The sequence below is a fragment of the Rhizobium skierniewicense genome, from assembly GCF_014196515.1.
Taxonomy (GTDB): domain Bacteria; phylum Pseudomonadota; class Alphaproteobacteria; order Rhizobiales; family Rhizobiaceae; genus Agrobacterium; species Agrobacterium skierniewicense.
Map to the genome: position 1 here is coordinate 43,936 of NZ_JACIDV010000004.1, position 16,102 is coordinate 60,037.

At 56.1% G+C, this 16,102-nt stretch carries 15 protein-coding genes; 5 read left to right on the forward strand and 10 right to left on the reverse strand.

Annotation, left to right across the window (positions count from 1 at the left end; translation table 11 throughout):
* Positions 1-64 precede the first annotated feature (64 nt).
* The 3 genes from der to GGQ73_RS07230 all read left to right on the forward strand — a co-directional run bounded on the left by der (position 65) and on the right by GGQ73_RS07230 (position 2,662).
* Complete coding sequence (der, locus tag GGQ73_RS07220; RefSeq protein ID WP_174153696.1) at positions 65-1,498, forward strand: ribosome biogenesis GTPase Der; 1,434 nt, start codon at positions 65-67, stop codon at positions 1,496-1,498.
* A 21-nt stretch (positions 1,499-1,519) separates the two neighbouring features.
* Positions 1,520-1,978, forward strand: a complete 459-nt coding sequence (locus tag GGQ73_RS07225; protein ID WP_183895161.1) for an NUDIX hydrolase — start codon at positions 1,520-1,522, stop codon at positions 1,976-1,978.
* Between the two features lie 75 nt (positions 1,979-2,053).
* Entirely contained in the window at positions 2,054-2,662 is a 609-nt protein-coding gene (locus tag GGQ73_RS07230) for a DUF2026 family protein (protein ID WP_183895163.1), read from the forward strand.
* Between the two features lie 184 nt (positions 2,663-2,846).
* Here GGQ73_RS07230 and GGQ73_RS07235 read toward each other — a convergent pair whose 3' ends face one another.
* The 4 genes from GGQ73_RS07235 to GGQ73_RS07250 form a co-directional block, all read right to left on the reverse strand.
* Positions 2,847-3,392, reverse strand: coding sequence for a hypothetical protein (locus tag GGQ73_RS07235; protein ID WP_174153693.1), 546 nt, complete (start codon positions 3,390-3,392; stop codon positions 2,847-2,849).
* A gap of 8 nt (positions 3,393-3,400) precedes the next feature.
* A complete protein-coding gene (locus GGQ73_RS07240; protein WP_174153692.1) occupies positions 3,401-3,694 on the reverse strand; it encodes a hypothetical protein in 294 nt (97 codons plus the stop codon).
* Between the two features lie 147 nt (positions 3,695-3,841).
* A complete protein-coding gene (locus GGQ73_RS07245; protein ID WP_183895165.1) occupies positions 3,842-4,891 on the reverse strand; it encodes a bifunctional monoglucosyl/glucuronosyl diacylglycerol synthase in 1,050 nt (349 codons plus the stop codon).
* 82 nt (positions 4,892-4,973) lie between these two features.
* Positions 4,974-5,891 carry a sugar kinase gene (locus GGQ73_RS07250; RefSeq protein ID WP_183895167.1) on the reverse strand — a complete coding sequence of 306 codons (918 nt, stop codon included), beginning with the start codon at positions 5,889-5,891 and terminating at the stop codon, positions 4,974-4,976.
* A gap of 161 nt (positions 5,892-6,052) precedes the next feature.
* Here GGQ73_RS07250 and bglA point away from each other — a divergent pair, with 161 nt between their 5' ends.
* Positions 6,053-7,720 (forward strand): beta-galactosidase BglA, encoded by a 1,668-nt coding sequence (bglA, locus tag GGQ73_RS07255; RefSeq protein WP_183895169.1) that lies wholly within the window; start codon positions 6,053-6,055, stop codon positions 7,718-7,720.
* A gap of 9 nt (positions 7,721-7,729) precedes the next feature.
* Here bglA and GGQ73_RS07260 read toward each other — a convergent pair whose 3' ends face one another.
* The 3 genes from GGQ73_RS07260 to GGQ73_RS07270 all read right to left on the reverse strand — a co-directional run bounded on the left by GGQ73_RS07260 (position 7,730) and on the right by GGQ73_RS07270 (position 11,761).
* Positions 7,730-8,677 (reverse strand): HD-GYP domain-containing protein, encoded by a 948-nt coding sequence (locus tag GGQ73_RS07260; protein ID WP_327786300.1) that lies wholly within the window; start codon positions 8,675-8,677, stop codon positions 7,730-7,732.
* A 100-nt stretch (positions 8,678-8,777) separates the two neighbouring features.
* Positions 8,778-10,487, reverse strand: coding sequence for an adenine deaminase (ade, locus tag GGQ73_RS07265; protein WP_183895173.1), 1,710 nt, complete (start codon positions 10,485-10,487; stop codon positions 8,778-8,780).
* Positions 10,488-10,654: 167 nt separating this feature from the next.
* On the reverse strand, positions 10,655-11,761 hold the full coding sequence (locus GGQ73_RS07270) for a branched-chain amino acid ABC transporter substrate-binding protein (protein WP_174153686.1): 1,107 nt from the start codon (positions 11,759-11,761) through the stop codon (positions 10,655-10,657).
* A 287-nt stretch (positions 11,762-12,048) separates the two neighbouring features.
* Here GGQ73_RS07270 and GGQ73_RS07275 point away from each other — a divergent pair, with 287 nt between their 5' ends.
* Positions 12,049-13,218, forward strand: coding sequence for a DUF3095 domain-containing protein (locus GGQ73_RS07275; RefSeq protein WP_183895175.1), 1,170 nt, complete (start codon positions 12,049-12,051; stop codon positions 13,216-13,218).
* A 100-nt stretch (positions 13,219-13,318) separates the two neighbouring features.
* On the opposite strand, the gene GGQ73_RS07280 is transcribed toward GGQ73_RS07275, so the two are convergent.
* The 3 genes from GGQ73_RS07280 to choW all read right to left on the reverse strand — a co-directional run bounded on the left by GGQ73_RS07280 (position 13,319) and on the right by choW (position 16,023).
* Entirely contained in the window at positions 13,319-13,639 is a 321-nt protein-coding gene (locus GGQ73_RS07280) for an ArsR/SmtB family transcription factor (RefSeq protein ID WP_174153684.1), read from the reverse strand.
* Between the two features lie 489 nt (positions 13,640-14,128).
* A complete protein-coding gene (choV, locus tag GGQ73_RS07285; protein WP_183895177.1) occupies positions 14,129-15,175 on the reverse strand; it encodes a choline ABC transporter ATP-binding protein in 1,047 nt (348 codons plus the stop codon).
* Positions 15,172-16,023, reverse strand: coding sequence for a choline ABC transporter permease subunit (gene choW / locus GGQ73_RS07290; RefSeq protein ID WP_174153682.1), 852 nt, complete (start codon positions 16,021-16,023; stop codon positions 15,172-15,174). The genes choV and choW overlap by 4 nt, the downstream gene beginning before the upstream one ends.
* Positions 16,024-16,102: the final 79 nt, after the last annotated feature.

Here is a 16,102-nt window from a genome sequence, read left to right on the forward strand (position 1 = left end):
CCAGACCAGCAGCAATTCTTGAATAGACAGTGCATCCACGCCAAAATTCAGGTTAGGGTTTCCCATGAGTTTCACCGTCGCCATAGTCGGGCGTCCCAATGTCGGCAAGTCCACTCTGTTCAACCGACTGGTTGGCAAGAAGCTGGCGCTCGTGGACGACACGCCGGGCGTGACCCGCGACCGCCGCCCCGGCGACGCGAAACTGGTGGATTTGCGCTTTACCATCATCGACACAGCCGGTCTGGAGCAATCCGGGCCGGAAACGCTTCAAGGCCGGATGTGGGCGCAGACGGAGGAGGCCATCGATGAGGCCGACATCACGCTGTTTGTTGTGGATGCCAAGTTCGGGCTGACGCCCGCCGACAAGACACTGGCGGAAATGCTGCGCCGTGGGGGAAAGCCGGTCGTGCTGGTGGCCAACAAGTCAGAGGCGCGTGGATCAGACGGCGGCTTTTACGATGCCTACACGCTTGGTCTTGGCGAGCCTTGCCCGATATCGGCGGAACATGGCCAGGGTATGATCGACCTGCGCGATGCGATCGTTGCGGCCGTTGGCGAAGATGTCGCCTTTCCGAAAGACGATTTCGACGAAGCTGAAACCGATATCGTTTTGCCACGAGGCGAGCCGGGTGAGGACGAAGACGAAGACGAAGAGCCCGTTTACGATGAGACCAAGCCACTCCGTGTCGCCATCATTGGTCGCCCGAATGCCGGCAAGTCGACGCTCATCAACCGCTTCCTCGGCGAAGACCGCCTTCTGACCGGCCCGGAGGCTGGCATTACCCGTGACAGTATCTCGGTTGAATGGGACTGGCGCGGCCGCACCATCAAGATGTTCGACACCGCCGGCATGCGCCGCAAGGCACGCGTGATCGAAAAGCTGGAGAAGCTTTCGGTTGCCGATTCCCTGCGCTCCATTCGCTTTGCAGAGACAGTCGTCATCGTCTTCGATTCCACCATTCCGTTTGAAAAACAGGATTTGCAACTCGTCGATCTGGTTATCCGCGAAGGGCGCGCAGCCGTGCTCGCATTCAACAAATGGGACCTTGTGGAAGATCCGCAGGCATTTCTGGCCGAATTACGCGAAAAGACGGAGCGTCTTTTGCCACAGGCACGTGGTATACGCGCGGTGCCGATGTCCGGTCACACGGGTTACGGCCTTGATCGCTTGATGCAGAACATCATCGACACGGACAAAATCTGGAACCGTCGCGTATCCACGGCCAAGCTCAATAAATGGCTGGACGCACAGGTCACCCAGCATCCGCCACCAGCGGTATCCGGTCGTCGCCTGCGGCTGAAATACATGACGCAGGTCAAGGCTCGCCCACCGGCCTTCATGATTTCCTGCACACGTCCTGAAGCGATCCCGGAGTCCTATACGCGCTACCTCGTCAACAATCTGCGCAAGGACTTCGACATGCCGGGCGTGCCGATCCGTGTGCACTATCGCGGTTCAGACAACCCATTCGAGAGCAAGGCGAAGAAGAAGCGTTGAGTGTTTTGCGGAGCAACTGCTATGGCCAGCGTACCAATCCAGTGTTTCGCGGTATCGGTGGTCGTCATTCGCGAAGCTGATGGTGGTCACGAAGTCTTGCTGCTGCGTCGTAACCACACGCTCATCGGCGAATGGTGCCAGATCGCTGGAGGTATCGAAGCCGGAGAAACGGCTTGGCAGGCCGCTTTGCGTGAGGTCAGGGAAGAAACTGCACTGACCTGCTTGCGCCTCTACTCGGGGGACATATGCGAACAGTTCTACGAGGCAGATCGCAATGCAATCAGCTTGCTACCGGTCTTCGTTGGTGTCGTTCAAAGTGACGCACACGTCACCATAAACGGAGAGCACAGCGAGTTTCGTTGGGTTTCATTCGCTGAAGCTGCTACCATGGTGCCGTTTGCAGGTCAAAGGAACGTGCTTCGACATGTGGAAGCGGAGTTTGTCTACCGTACTCCACCCAAATATCTCCAGATTACATAGCAATCGGCTGGCCACGTTGGAGCCGTAAGAGCAGCGCCTTCGCATCGTGCTGTAGAGAGTTTTTTAGGAGAAGTAATGCTGATCAAGCAGACCGATTATCATCGCATCTACCGCGTCATCAACAGTTTGCTGATCAACGAGAATGCCGATCCGGCGACGGCTTCGATGTATTTCAGTACCTTCGGCGCATTCATTCTGGAGCACCATTACAAGATCAAGGCCAAGCCGAAGGGCGGTTTGGCTGCTTATAATCTCGACGGCAAACGCATTCTGTTTGCGGATCATCGCGACGACGGGCATGTGACCGGAGCAGGCGAGAATTTTCACTGCTGGGTGGAGGCGGACGGCTGGGTCATCGATTTCATGGCTCCTGCTTTTGCGCAGGCGGCCAAAGAGCTTTCGGTCCCATCGAAAATGTTTCAACGTCCGCTATCGGCTATGGCGCCTTCCGTCAACGATCTGGAAACATCCGGCGATTTTTTCTACAAGTCGGAGCCCGAAGCTACTGCCCGGCGATTTGCCGACTGGCGCAAGCACGCAATGATCGGTGATCTCGCCTCGATTGCCGCTGGCTGGTTTCGCAAATCGCCAAAGCACATGCAGGCATCCATTTCCACCATCGACAGCACCGGCAAGAGCAGCGTCATCCCACTTTCGGGCAATGCGCTAACTGGTGCATGGTGAGAATGGTGTGAAAAAAAGGACGGCCAGCGTAATCTCGCGGCAGCCACCTGACGTCAATCAGCAGCCCGACCCCGCTCTATAGATAGCGGCGGTCGCATCCCGCTCGCCTTGTGACAGGACAAAGTCTTTTCGTCTAGACGTTTGAATGAAAAAGGCCGCTTTGACATATCTTGAGGCTAGCGGATCAACGATCGAGCAGTTCGCCCCAACGGTTGTGTAAAGAGCCGGGCGCGTCTGCCACGGGACAGGTTTCTGTGGGCAGCATGATTTTCTTCTCGATTGCACAACTGCAAAGCCCGCAGGTTTTGCTGTCCTGTGCGAAAATTTGAAAAAGCAGGTGGGGCGATGGTTCTCGCAGGTGAGGGCAAATCTTACAGGCGGCACGTCGCTTTTCCTTGACGTCGTCGCTGACTTGCGAAAATCCGTGTGCGGCCCAGCGTCCAAGGGCAAGACTGGCCTGTTTCAAAAGTTCTGTCGTGGGTATTGGCGCCCATTTGGGGAGGCTTGTCTCGGCGACTGAATCGATCAACTCTTGCAAGGCCGTGTGTTCATGTCGGGCCTCAAACAGGCGGTACAGGAACAGCGGATCGACGGAGGCGCGTCGGGCAACATTTTCCGGTAAAGCTGTTTGGAAGCCGAGCATCTCGCTCAGCTTGAAGGAGAAAGCGCTTTGCGCTTCCTCCTCAGTCTTAGCCTGACTTTTTTGCGGTGTTTGCAAAATGTCGGTCATGGCCGCCTTTATGCTCCAACCATTTCTTTCATGACGGCGTTGTGCTGAGTGTAACACGCCTCGACCGTGCTGGTGATCGTCGAGTTGATGATCGCGCAAGGAACGACCCAGGGGCTATCAGTGCATTGCAGCTTGCATGTCTGCGCCTGGGGATCGTAGTTCCAGGAAACCGTAAAGCCGCTTTTCGAAGCACTGCCGGAGTTAGCGGTAATCGTAACGCCGAGCTTGCTGGCAGAATCGACACCGCACTGCCAAATCGCCGGGGTGACGTTGTTGAAGGTAAGCATTGCACATGCAGACATTTTTTTCTCCTCATCGTTTGGTCGCAATCAATTTGCCTAAGCAACCTAGAAGAGTTTTTATCATTCTTCAATCTTTAAGTTGTATATAAACTAATATGTTACTTTTAAGTGCAGTGCTTGGTGGCCGTCGGTGCTTTGATCAGTACCTCAAGCCGTCGAGGTCGCGTAGAAATTCTGCGGCCCGTTGTTGGCTGCCGAGGTTACGTTGTCGAGGAACTGCCGCGAGGCTTTTTCCCAGGAGTAGGTGTTGGAGAGCGCCCGAGCCGCTTCCGGTGAGCAGTCGAGAGCGCGGAGGCAGGCTTGGCGTAGATCGGTGTTGAGGGCGCTGGCGTTGGGGTGATCGCCGAGGATGTCGATGGGGCCCATGACAGGGAAGGCTGCCACAGGCACGCCGCTTGCCAGCGCTTCGAGTATGGTGTTGCCGAAGGTGTCGGTCTTGGACGGGAAAACGAAGACGTCTGCTTCGGCATAAGCACGTGCGAGGTCTTCGCCGGTTTTGACGCCGGTGAAGAGAACATTGGGATATTTGTTCTGCAACTCGGCGCGCGCGGGGCCATCGCCCACCACAATTTTTGAGCCCGGCAAATCAAGGTCGAGGAATTCCGGAAGGTTCTTCTCGACCGCCACGCGGCCGACAGTCATGAAGATCGGGCGTGGCAGATCGAAAGGACGCTCGGTTTTTTCGCGTGGGTGGAACAGTCGCGAATCGATGCCACGGCTCCAGCGTTTGAGGTTCTTGACGCCGCGCGTGTCGAGTTCCTTCTGAAGGCTGGGCGTTGCGACCATGCAGGTGCTACCGCCATTGTGGAACCATCGCACAAAAGCGTAGAGCCAGCTTTCGGGGATGGGAAAGCGGGCAGCGACATATTCTGGAAAGCGCGTATGGTAGCTGGTGGAAAAGCGCATACCATGCTTGATGCACCAGCGCCGCGCCATGAAGCCAAGCGGTCCTTCGGTTGCGATATGCACGTACGATGGCTGACCTTTTTCGATTTCGCGCGACACGCGGCGGTAACCGGCAACGGACAAGCGGATTTCCGGGTAGGTCGGGCAGGGCACCGAATGAAAGCTCTGTGGCGTGACCATGCAGACTACGACACCGATGCGTTCCAGTTCTGCATTGGTGTTTTCGATGGAGCGAACGACGCCGTTGACCTGGGGATGCCATGCATCCGTGACAATGGTTATTCTGGTCATGCCTGGCCGACCTCCGCGCTTGCGAATCCCGGTGGCTTTCCGGGTCTTCGGCTATATGCGGCAGGCGTGTTACAGCATCATGTCAACGCTTGGGCAGCAGATCATGATCGATGAGTGCACCGTGGTGGCCAATCACCGTCGCCGCTGCCTTGGCCGCAAAAATAGCAGCATCCTGCGGCGTGCTGCCGCCGAGCCATTTTGCCAGGAACGCACCGTTGAAACTATCGCCTGCGCTGGTCGTATCAACGACATCGGCTGCCTGGACGGCAGGTGCATGACTTTGTTGCCCGTCAAAGTCCAGCGTCGCACCCTTGGCGCCATCTTTGACGACGATGTTGGCCACGCCGAGATCTCGATAGCGCTTGATGGTCGCGGCAACGTCGGCATCTCCAAAGTTGCCCGCCTCGTCGTCAAAGCTTGGCATTATCATCGTTGCCGCTCGCGCGCCGTCCGTGATGGTCTTCAGCATCATCTGCTTGTCGTTCCAAAGGCGTGGGCGAATATTGGGATCGAACACCACCTGTTTGCCGAAGGCCTTGGCACGACGCAATTCCGCCAGAAATGTATCGACGGCCAAGGGTGTTGCCAAAATGGCAAGCGTTATGCCGGAGAAGTAGATGAGGTCGGATGCCTCGATCGTACCGCGGAGATGGTCGGCATCGGTTGCCAATTGGCGGGCTGCAGCCGTGCTGCGCCAGTAGCTGAACGTGCGCTCGCCGTTTTTGAGATTGATGAGGTAAAGTCCCGGCGTACCGCCCTTGATCCGGGTTACATTGCCGGTTGCGATGTCTGCCCCGCCAATGAAATCCAGCATTTCCTGCGAAAGCGGATCATCACCCAGCGCGGTAAAGTATTCGACGGTCCATTCGGCAGGCAGGCAGGCACGGGCGTACCAGGCGGTATTGAGCGTGTCTCCGGCGAACCCTTTTCGCAGCAGGCCGTCTCCCGCCTGCGAAAGTTCCACCATGCATTCCCCGATAGAAAGAAACCGTCCACCCACTGCGCGTAAACTCCTCTTGTGACCCGTCGGAACTACGATGCATGGCGCGGACTGGCAAGGGCAGGTCGGCCCCGCTGTGATGTTACGCCACACTGCATGATTGACGTTTACGAACGGAGCCGGGCTTTATATGCTTTGGCGAATGAAACTGGAGAATGCCCATGCCGCACCCCGATGCCGCCGCCACGACCGCAGCAGATTATGCAGACTGGTGGAGGGGAGCGGTGATTTATCAGGTCTATCCGCGCTCGTTTCAGGATACGACCGGGGATGGCTATGGTGATCTTTCCGGGGTAACGCAACGCCTGCCTTATATCGCGTCTCTGGGTGTGGATGGCATCTGGCTTTCGCCGTTCTTCACCTCGCCCATGGCAGATATGGGTTACGACGTCTCCGACTATTGCAATGTTGACCCCATGTTCGGGACACTTGCCGATTTCGATGCCTTGATTGCCGAGGCGCATCGGCTGGAACTGAAGGTGATCATCGATCAGGTGATTTCCCACACGTCGGATCAACATCCCTGGTTCAAGGATAGCCGTGCAAGTCGCACGAATTCCAAGGCCGACTGGTATGTTTGGGCCAACCCGAAACCGGACGGAACAGCGCCCAACAACTGGCTTTCGGTTTTCGGGGGGCCTGCCTGGGAGTGGGATGGCGTTCGCAAGCAATACTACATGCACAACTTCCTCACCTCGCAGCCGGATCTCAATTTCCACAATGCCGAGGTTCAGGACGCGCTTTTAGAAACGGTCAGGTTCTGGCTGGAGCGGGGCGTAGATGGCTTTCGGCTCGATACGGTGAACTACTATTTCCACGACAAGCTGCTGCGCGATAATCCGCCACATGCCCCTGACAGCGACAGTGCCGGTCTCGATGCGCCCGATGTGAACCCCTATGGCATGCAAAGCCACATTCACGACAAGACGCAGGTCGAAAACATCGCGTTTCTCCAGCGCTTCAGGGCACTGCTCAATGAGTATGAGGGGCGCATGACGGTTGGCGAGGTGGGTGATGGCGCCCGTTCGCTCGAAACCGTTGCAGCCTACACATCCAATGATGACAAGCTCAACATGTGCTACACCTTCGACCTCCTGGGGCCGGAGTTTACCGCAAAGCACATTCGCGATGCTGTCGATGGTTTCGACAAGGCGGTCACCGATGGCTGGGTATGCTGGGCGTTCTCCAACCATGATGTCGTGCGTCATCTTACCCGTTTTGCAGAGGGCGTGGAAGAACAGGCGCGGGTTGCCAAGTTGGCCTTCAGTGTTCTGGCAACGCTGCGCGGTTCCATCTGCCTCTATCAGGGCGAGGAACTGGCGCTGACGGAAGCCGATCTGGCATTCGAGGATCTGCGCGACCCTTACGGGATCCGCTTCTGGCCTGCCTTCAAGGGCCGCGACGGGTGCCGCACACCAATGGTTTGGGAAACCGGGCAGGCAAGTGCCGGTTTCACCACCGCCGAAAAGCCTTGGCTACCCGTTCCCTATGCTCATGCGATGCTGGCTGCAGACGGGCAGGAACGAAAGCCGGACTCGGTTCTGAACCATTACCGGGCCGTTCTGAAATTTCGCGGGCAGCATGCCATGTTGCGTGATGGCGATATGGCATTTCTGGAAACCCAGCAGGACCTGCTTGCCTTCACCCGAACCAAGAACGATCAGTCCTTGCTTTTCGTCTTCAATCTGACCCGCGAACCCATGGAATATCTTGTTCCGAGTGGTCTGAAAGTCGGTGAAGTCTTGCAAATGCCGGGTTTTGCGCCTCATTTCGAGGGCGGGGTCGCCAAGCTGGATGCGCTTGATGTCTTTTGCGCGCGTCTGGCGTGATCTGCGGATCTAAAGAATGCCTTTCGTCATCTCAGGATCGAGACTGAGGATGAAGTGCCATAGGAGGGCTTTGTCGAACTGATTTTCGTGGGACATCATCCAGCTCAAAGCCTGTTGCGAAGACCACCCCTTTTTGTAAGGCCGGGCTGAGGTCAACGCGTCGAAAACATCGCAGATGGTACTCATACGCACCTCCGGACCGAGTTGTTCGGCGACGAGTTTGTCGGGGTATCCTCTGCCATCCAGTCTTTCGTGATGGGAGCGGCAGATATCCAGGACGAGACGTGGCAGGTTCACATGGGTTAAGAGCAGATCATAGCCACGTTCGGGGTGCTGTTCGACAAGTCGTCGTTCAGCAGCGTTCAATGGTCCTTGTTTGTTCAGAATTTCGACGGGTATGGTCAGCTTGCCAATGTCGTGCAAAATTCCGGCCATGCAGAGTAATTGGACGGTTTCGCCGTCCATCTGCATGGATCTTCCGAAGTGCAGCAGAAGTGCTGCAACGGCGAGGGAGTGAACGAAGGTCGCGCTATCGCGAAAGCGCAGGCGGGACATGCCGATATAGAGGGATGGGTTTTCTTCCATCGTGCGCGCCACATCACTGACGAGCGGTGTGAAGGATTCCACCGTAATGGTGCGGCCGTGGCAGACATCTTCGATAAGGGATTTGGCTTCGGCGGCATGCCCCTGTATTTTTCGCGCGGTTTCCCACTTCTCCAGTTTCGTCGCCGTGGTGATATTTTTGACGTTGGGAGAGTACGCTTTGGCGTTATCGCGCCCAAGTGCAGTATTGATAAAAATGCCGGTCACGTTGCTGTTTTGGATGAGCTCGATCTCCTGTCCCGATCTGACGGTAAAACGTCTGCCAAGTGTCGGGCTATCCTGCCAGGCACCCTCCACGGCCTCGACAAACATACCAATCTTCAGCTGCGATTTGTCTATTCTCGTCACGACCACGGATTGCCTCGCCAGCGGTACTCCATCCTTGATCCGGTTGTTTATCTTAACTGTCTTAATTTCCGATGAGTATCAATTCTATATTTAACGTTATTTCTCGTTATTCCCGTTTCGAGCTTATAAGCGCGAAACGATCTACATCAACCATCCCCATGTCTGAGATCTTCAAATGAGGAATGACGGGTAGCGGAAGGAATGCCACCTGTAAAAACGGTTCCTCCAACGTCGTACCGAGCGCATAGGCGGCCTTACGCAGGTGGTGCAGCGTATCGCGCACCGTCTCATATGGCTCAAGGCTCATCAAACCGGCGACGGGCAGGGCGATCTCGCCGGTGACTCGGCCATCTTCAACAACCACAAACCCGCCCTTGATCTCGCCAAGCCGGTTGGCGGCTTGCGCCATGTCGTCTTCGCTGACACCGACAACGCAGATATTGTGGCTGTCATGGCCGACGGTCGAGGCAATCGCGCCCTTCTTCAAACCGAAGCCTTGGACGAAGCCATTGGCGTGATTGCCGTTCTTGCCATGCCTCTCGATGACGGCGACCTTGATGATATCGTTGTCCAGATCGACGCTGGTCTGATTGCCATCTGTCGGCAGCGTATAACGACGATGCTCCGTTATGATCTTGCCGGGCATGACGCCGATAACAGGCGTTTCACCTTCGGTGGCGGGAACACCGAAATGGGAGGCCTGCACAGGGCGTGCTTTGACGCTGTCGAGGCCGACGGCTGCAACCGACTGACGGGTTTCGAAAAGCTCTGCCGTTACGCGGCGACCCGCAGAAAACACCATGCTGGCCTTGCAGTTCTGCAACGTATCGATCACCACCAGATCGGCCCGCCAGCCCGGAGCAACGAGACCACGATCCCTGAGCCCGAATGCCTTCGCTGCGGAAATCGACGCGGCGCGGTAGATTGCCAGAGGTTCTACACCACTGGCGATGGCCGATCGGATCATGTAGTCGAGATGGCCTTGTTCCGCGATATCGAGCGGATTGCGGTCGTCTGTGCACAGGGCCAGATAAGGCGACAGGCGTTCGGTGATGATCGGCAACAGAGCATGCAAGTCCTTCGATACGGAGCCTTCGCGCACCAGAATGTGCACACCCTTGCGGATTTTCTCCAGCGCTTCCTTTGCGGTCGTGCACTCATGCTCTGTACGAATGCCAGCGGAAAGATAGCCATTCAGCGCCGTGCCGGACAACAGCGGAGCATGGCCATCGATGTGCTGCCCCTGAAAGGCTTCCAGCTTTTCCATGCAGATGGGATTTTTATGGATAACGCCTGGGAAGTTCATGAATTCGGCAAGACCGATGACCTTGGGATGGTCTCTAAAGGGCAGGAGCTTTTCGATCGGCAAATCCGCGCCGGAGGTTTCCAAGTGCGTCGCGGGAACGCAGGAGGACAGCTGGACGCGGATATCCATGATGGTTTCCAGCGCCGAATCCAGAAAGAACTGAATACCCTCCGAGCCCAGAACATTGGCGATTTCATGCGGGTCGCAGATAACGGTTGTTACGCCGTAGGGCAGGACACAGCGGTCGAATTCATGCGGTGTGACCAGCGAGGATTCGATGTGCAGATGGGTGTCGATAAAGCCGGGGACGACAATCTTACCGGTGATGTCGATGACTTCTACGCCCTCGTAGGCCTCGCATGTGCCCACGATCGTATCGCCGCAGATCGCAATGTCGGAGGCGATGAGATCGCCAGTCACGAGATCGTAGAAGCGCCCGCCTTTGAGCACGATATCCGCTTTCTCGCGACCTGTTCCCTGATCGATCTTCCGTTCGAGTGCCGATGCCATGTTTAACCTCGTTGCGATTGTGTTTGTCGGACAGAGTAAGCCAGACGCGACCATGGCTTGTCCAGCTTTGCTGACCTAAATGATGAGGCGGTATTTGCCGTGATTTGAAAAGAGAAAACCGGGCGCGATGGTCCGCACCCGGTTCTGAATGGCAGAGGTTTCGGTGATTATTCGGCAGAAACGATCTTGCCGTTTTCCCACTTGTAAAGCGCGAATGCCTGCGAGGTCAGGTCGCCGGTCTGGCCATAGGTCAGTTTGCCAATGGCCGTTGCCACGGGCTCACCAGCCTTGAGAGCCGTTGCGACGGCTTCAGCATCTTCTGCGCTACCGGCCTTCTCGATGCCGGCTTTCAGCACTTCAACGGCTGCATAGGCATTCAGCGTGAAAGCTTCGGCAGGAACGTTGGCAGCCGTCAGCGCGGCAGCGGCGGCTTTGGAGTCAGCGCTCTTGGTGGCGTCGGCCGCATTGGTGAAGATGGTGCCTGCCGCAGCGGTACCGCCGATGCTCCAGAATTCCGTGTTTGACAGGCCATCGCCACCGATTACGGTTGCCTTAGCGCCGGAATCCTTCAACTGGCGAACCAGCAGACCTGCTTCAGGGTGGTAGCCACCGAAGTAAACGACATCAACGTTTTCAGACTTCAGACGTGTGGTAAGAGCGCTCAGATCCTTTTCGCCGGGTGTGAGTGCATCATAGAAGACTTCGGTCACGCCGCCTTCGTTCAACGTTTTTTTGAAGGAGTCTGCCAGACCCTTGCCGTAGGCGCCTTTGTCGTGGATGACGGCTATGCGGCGGTCTTTCAGCTGCGATAGCACGAGCTTGGCGGCAACCTGCGCCTGCTGGTCGTCACGACCGCAGGTGCGCAGTACGTTCCACAATTCGCGGTTTGTAAGATCAGGTGCGGTGGCGGTCGGGGTTACCATCAACACGCCGTTTTCGGCGAAAACGTCCGAGGCGGGAATGGCAACGCCAGAGGTAACGGGACCGACGACGAAGCGAATGCCTTCTGCAACCAGCTGGTTGGCGGCAGACACGCCTTGCTTGGGCTCGCCACCATCATCGGCCAGTTTCAACACGACCTGTTCGCCCAGAATGCCACCGTTTTTGTTGATGACCTCGACGGCGGTCTGAGCGCCTTTCTTGACCTGATCGCCATAGGCTGCGACCGGACCGGTCAGCGGTGCGATAAGGCCGATCACGATCTCCGCATGAGCCAGTGGTGCGAAAGCTACGGAAGCCGCAAGCGTCAGACCGGATAGAATTTTGAGTGTCATTTCGTCTCTCTCCTTGGATTGGGTCGTATCCCCGATAAGTCGTCGGGGCCGGGGCGTTCATTGCCACGCAAATTGACCCTTCCACCAGACGAGCGGCGCCGTATCATCTTTGATTTACAACATCCTAATGTGGTTCATACTCGCCAGAACTGATTTCGCAAGCCATGTTTGATCTAAAGGTGGTGCTGTCGCGTAAATCATCTGTGAAGACTTTCACCGGCGGTCGATGTCATGAGACGGGAAGGCCGCTAAGCAGCCGGATCTGTGCGAGAGAGGATGGTGCCGTCATGTTGTCGCCCGACGAAGAGTTCCTGAGTGAGCTGCCGCTGTTCCTTGAATTCGAGGACGTCGCCAATCCCACGCTTTATCGCGCGCTGCCAGACGGTTGGGCGCTTGCTCTTGCCGATATCAACGATTCGACCGGCGCCATCGACGCAGGCCGTTACAAAGCGGTCAATATGGCCGGTGCCGGTGTCATCTCCGGAGTTTTAAACGCCCTGAAGCGGCATGACTTGCCATTTATTTTTGGAGGGGACGGTGCAGCGATTGCCGTCCCGCCCTTGCAGGTGGAAGCGGCGCGTGAAGCCTTGTCAAAGGTTCAGAGCTGGGTTGCGGACGACATTGGTCTTTCGCTTCGCGCCGCCATCGTGCCTGTGGCGGCAATACGAGAGAATGGTTTGGATGTACGCATTGCCCGGTTTCAAGCGAGCGACGATGTGTCCTATGCCATGTTTACAGGTGGTGGCAACCACTGGGCTGACGAGCAGATGAAGCAGGGACACTATCTGGTTGAGCCTGCCGAAAGTGGTTCGCGGCCCGATCTTACGGGTTTGTCTTGTCGCTGGAACCCGATTCCCGCCACATATGGCACGGTGGTGTCGATCATCGCCGTGCCTGGGCTGACGCAGGACACTGTCGCATTCCGGCACCTCGTGTCGCAGATTGTCGCGCTTGCCAACGAGGATGGACGTGGTGGCCATCCGGTTCCCGCAGAAGGGCCACCGCTTGGCTTCATTCGCGAAGGGCTTGCAATGGAGGCGCGCGCGCTGTCGGCTTACAGGGACAGGCTGTCCCAAGCCCGCAAAGGTGCGTGGGTGCTATTTCAGACGATCCTCATCGCTGTGCTCTACAAGCTCAGAAAGCCTGTTGGTCGTTTTGACCCCATCGAATACAAACGCGCAGTTGCCAGCAATACGGACTTCCGCAAGTTCGACGATGGGTTGAAGATGACGGTCGATGTGGATCCGGAACGGCTAGCCGGTATCAAGGCAAAGCTGGAGGAGGCGGCGCGTGACGGTATCTGCTATTACGGCCTGCACGAGCAGGATACGGCGCTGATGACCTGTATCGTGCCGTCGCCGCTGTCGAAAGACCACATGCATTTTGTCGATGGCGGCGATGGCGGCTATTCGAAGGCCGCTGCCAGTCTCAAGGCCCAGATGCAGGCCATCATATAATCAATGTTTCAACGCCAATGGCCGGGGCGGCCGGTTACCTGTAGATAAAAACGCGCAGCGCCAGCCGTTGAAATGTCCAGCGCTGGCATTGCGCTATTCTTCAAGCAGCAGATTTTTCCGAGCTTGGGGAGGCGCAGTAGATACCTTCAAGCGTGGAAAGGATTTTTTTGACGGATTCAGAGGTACTGGAATAGTAGATCGTCTGAGCATCGCGCCGGGTCTTGACCAAACGCTGCGCACGCAGCTTGGATAGGTGCTGCGACAAAGCGGATTGGCTAAGGCCAACCTGCGTAGCGAGCACGCCAACCGGTACTTCGCCTTCAACCAGGCTGCACAGGATCATCAGGCGCTTTGGGTTCGCCATGGCTGACAAAAGGCCCGCGGCGACTGTCGACTGTTCAGAAAGAGACTCAGTGTTCATATTCTTACTTCTCCCGAGTAAAGCCCGCCCCGGACCATCTCATTGGCAAACCATTTTTGGTATGCGTAAAGTGTACCAATTCGGTCAGATCGCTGTATATACCTAAATCTAAGGTATGGTGCAGTGTATATTAGTTATAGTTTAAACTCGTTTATTTTTCCTATTAATCCGGAAAAATAGTTATAAATTCCTATTTTTATATATTATTTTTTGAATTTTGGAATTTTTTATTAAATTTCAATCTATTAAAGTATTTTATTTCGTTTCTCTGAAGTGCGTCTATAGGTGAACGAATTACCAGATTTTGGGACCGCCTCCAAAATAGGCATTTCAAATGTCATTCGTTTTATCTGCTGCTTCACGATTGCAGTATGAGCCGTGAAGGACAGGCGGGTGAGGCAAACGTCTTGCGAGGAGGCTATTCGACCTGTGTCTCTGCAAAGGGGACGCTGAGCTGCGATGCAGACGTCGTGCACCGCAGCCCGTGTTCTATCGCCGTCTGTGAGTTGTCAGCCCGCGAATGATGTCGTCTGCGGAGATGGTTCCGACAATCGACCCGTGATCGACGATCCCGATTTCGCCGGGCTGCTTTGCCATGGCATCCAGAATATCGACCAGAGGGGAGGTCGGGCGCGCTGTGCCGGATACCGGGAGACCCGCCTGGTGTGCGCTGACGCCCGGTCGCATCACGTCTGCTGCCGTCAGCATGGATATCGGGTTCATGTTTTGCACGAAATCCGAAACATACTGGTTGGATGGGTTTTTAACGATTTCCCGTGGCGTGCCGCACTGGATGATATGGCCACCATCCATCATGGCAATGCGATTGCCGATGCGGAACGCTTCATCCAGATCGTGGCTAACGAACAGAATGGTTTTTTTCAACCGGCTTTGGAACTCCAATAGTTCATCCTGAAGACGGCTGCGGATCAGGGGGTCGAGCGCGGAGAACGGCTCATCCATCAACAGGATGGGTGCGCCGGTGGCAAAAGCTCTGGCAAGACCAACACGCTGTTGCATGCCCCCGGAGAGTTCGCCCACCTTGCGGTTTGCCCATTCCGAGAGATTGACGAGTTCCAGCTGTTCAGCAACGCGCTTCTTACGCTCAGCGTCCGAAACGCCCGCCAATTCAAGGCCGAACCCGACATTGTCAGCGACATTGCGCCACGGTAACAGCCCGAACTGCTGAAACACCATCGACACCGTGTTGGTGCGAAGTTCCCGCAATGCCTTCGTTGATGCTTTGTAAGGATCAAGATAACCAGATGGTGTTTTCACACTGACATTGCCGCGCACGACAGGCGCAAGTCGATTGACAGCTCGCAGAAGGGTCGACTTTCCAGAGCCAGACAATCCCATCAGAACGAGAATTTCCCCCTCCTTGACTGTGAGGGACGCATTGGCCACGCCAAGCACATGGCCTGTTTTTGCCTTGATCTCCGTACGGGTTTTGCCTGCGTCGATCAGTGGCAGCGCTTCTGATGGACTGTCGCCGAAGACGATATCGACGTTTTCGAAAATAATCGCGTCACTCATACTTCATCCTCCGAGCCCGGCAGACGGAACAGCCGGTCGAGAATGATCGCCACAATGACGATACAGAGTCCGGCCTCAAACCCCATGGCGATATTGACGGTGTTGAGTGCGCGCACCACAGGAACACCCAAGCCGTTTGCGCCGACCAGTGCGGATATGACGACCATGGACAGTGCCAACATGATCGTCTGGGTTAGGCCCGCCATGATCTGTGGTGTGGCGTAGGGCAGTTCCACCTTGCGCAATACCTGACCTGGCGTCGCACCAAAGGCAACCGCAGCTTCGACCAAGGCTGGTGGCGTGGAGATGATGCCGAGCCTTGTGAGCCGGATCGGTGCGGGCAGGGCGAAAATCACCGTTGCAATCAACCCCGGCACCATTCCAAGTCCGAACAGGACAAGGGCTGGAATGAGGTAGACGAATGTCGGAATTGTCTGCATGAGGTCGAGTGCTGGACGCATGAAGGTGTAGACCCATTTGCGTCGTGCAGCTAAAATTCCAAGCGGGATGCCGAGGATCATACAGACGATGCTCGCAGCAATGACGAGTGCGAGTGTCTCGGTTGTCGCTTTCCAGTAGCCCAGATTGATGATGAGCAGCAGCCCAAGCGCCGTAAACAGCGGCATTCCGATGGAGCGACGCATCCACGCAGACAGGGCCGTCAGCACGGCGACGATGATGAGAGGATGCGGCGCCTGAAGCATGAAAAGAAAAGCGTCGATGACGCTTTCGAAAATGAAGGATAACCAATCAAAGAAAAAAGAAAGATTTCCGGTCAGCCAATCGACTGCTTCCTTGGCATATCGACCGATCGGTAAACGGTTTTGAGAAGCGCTGAGCCATTCCACGGTAAGACGGGACCTTTCGTGAACGGAGTCATAATTGTCTTCCGACCGTGATCAGGTCGGAAGACAGGTTCAAATGCAA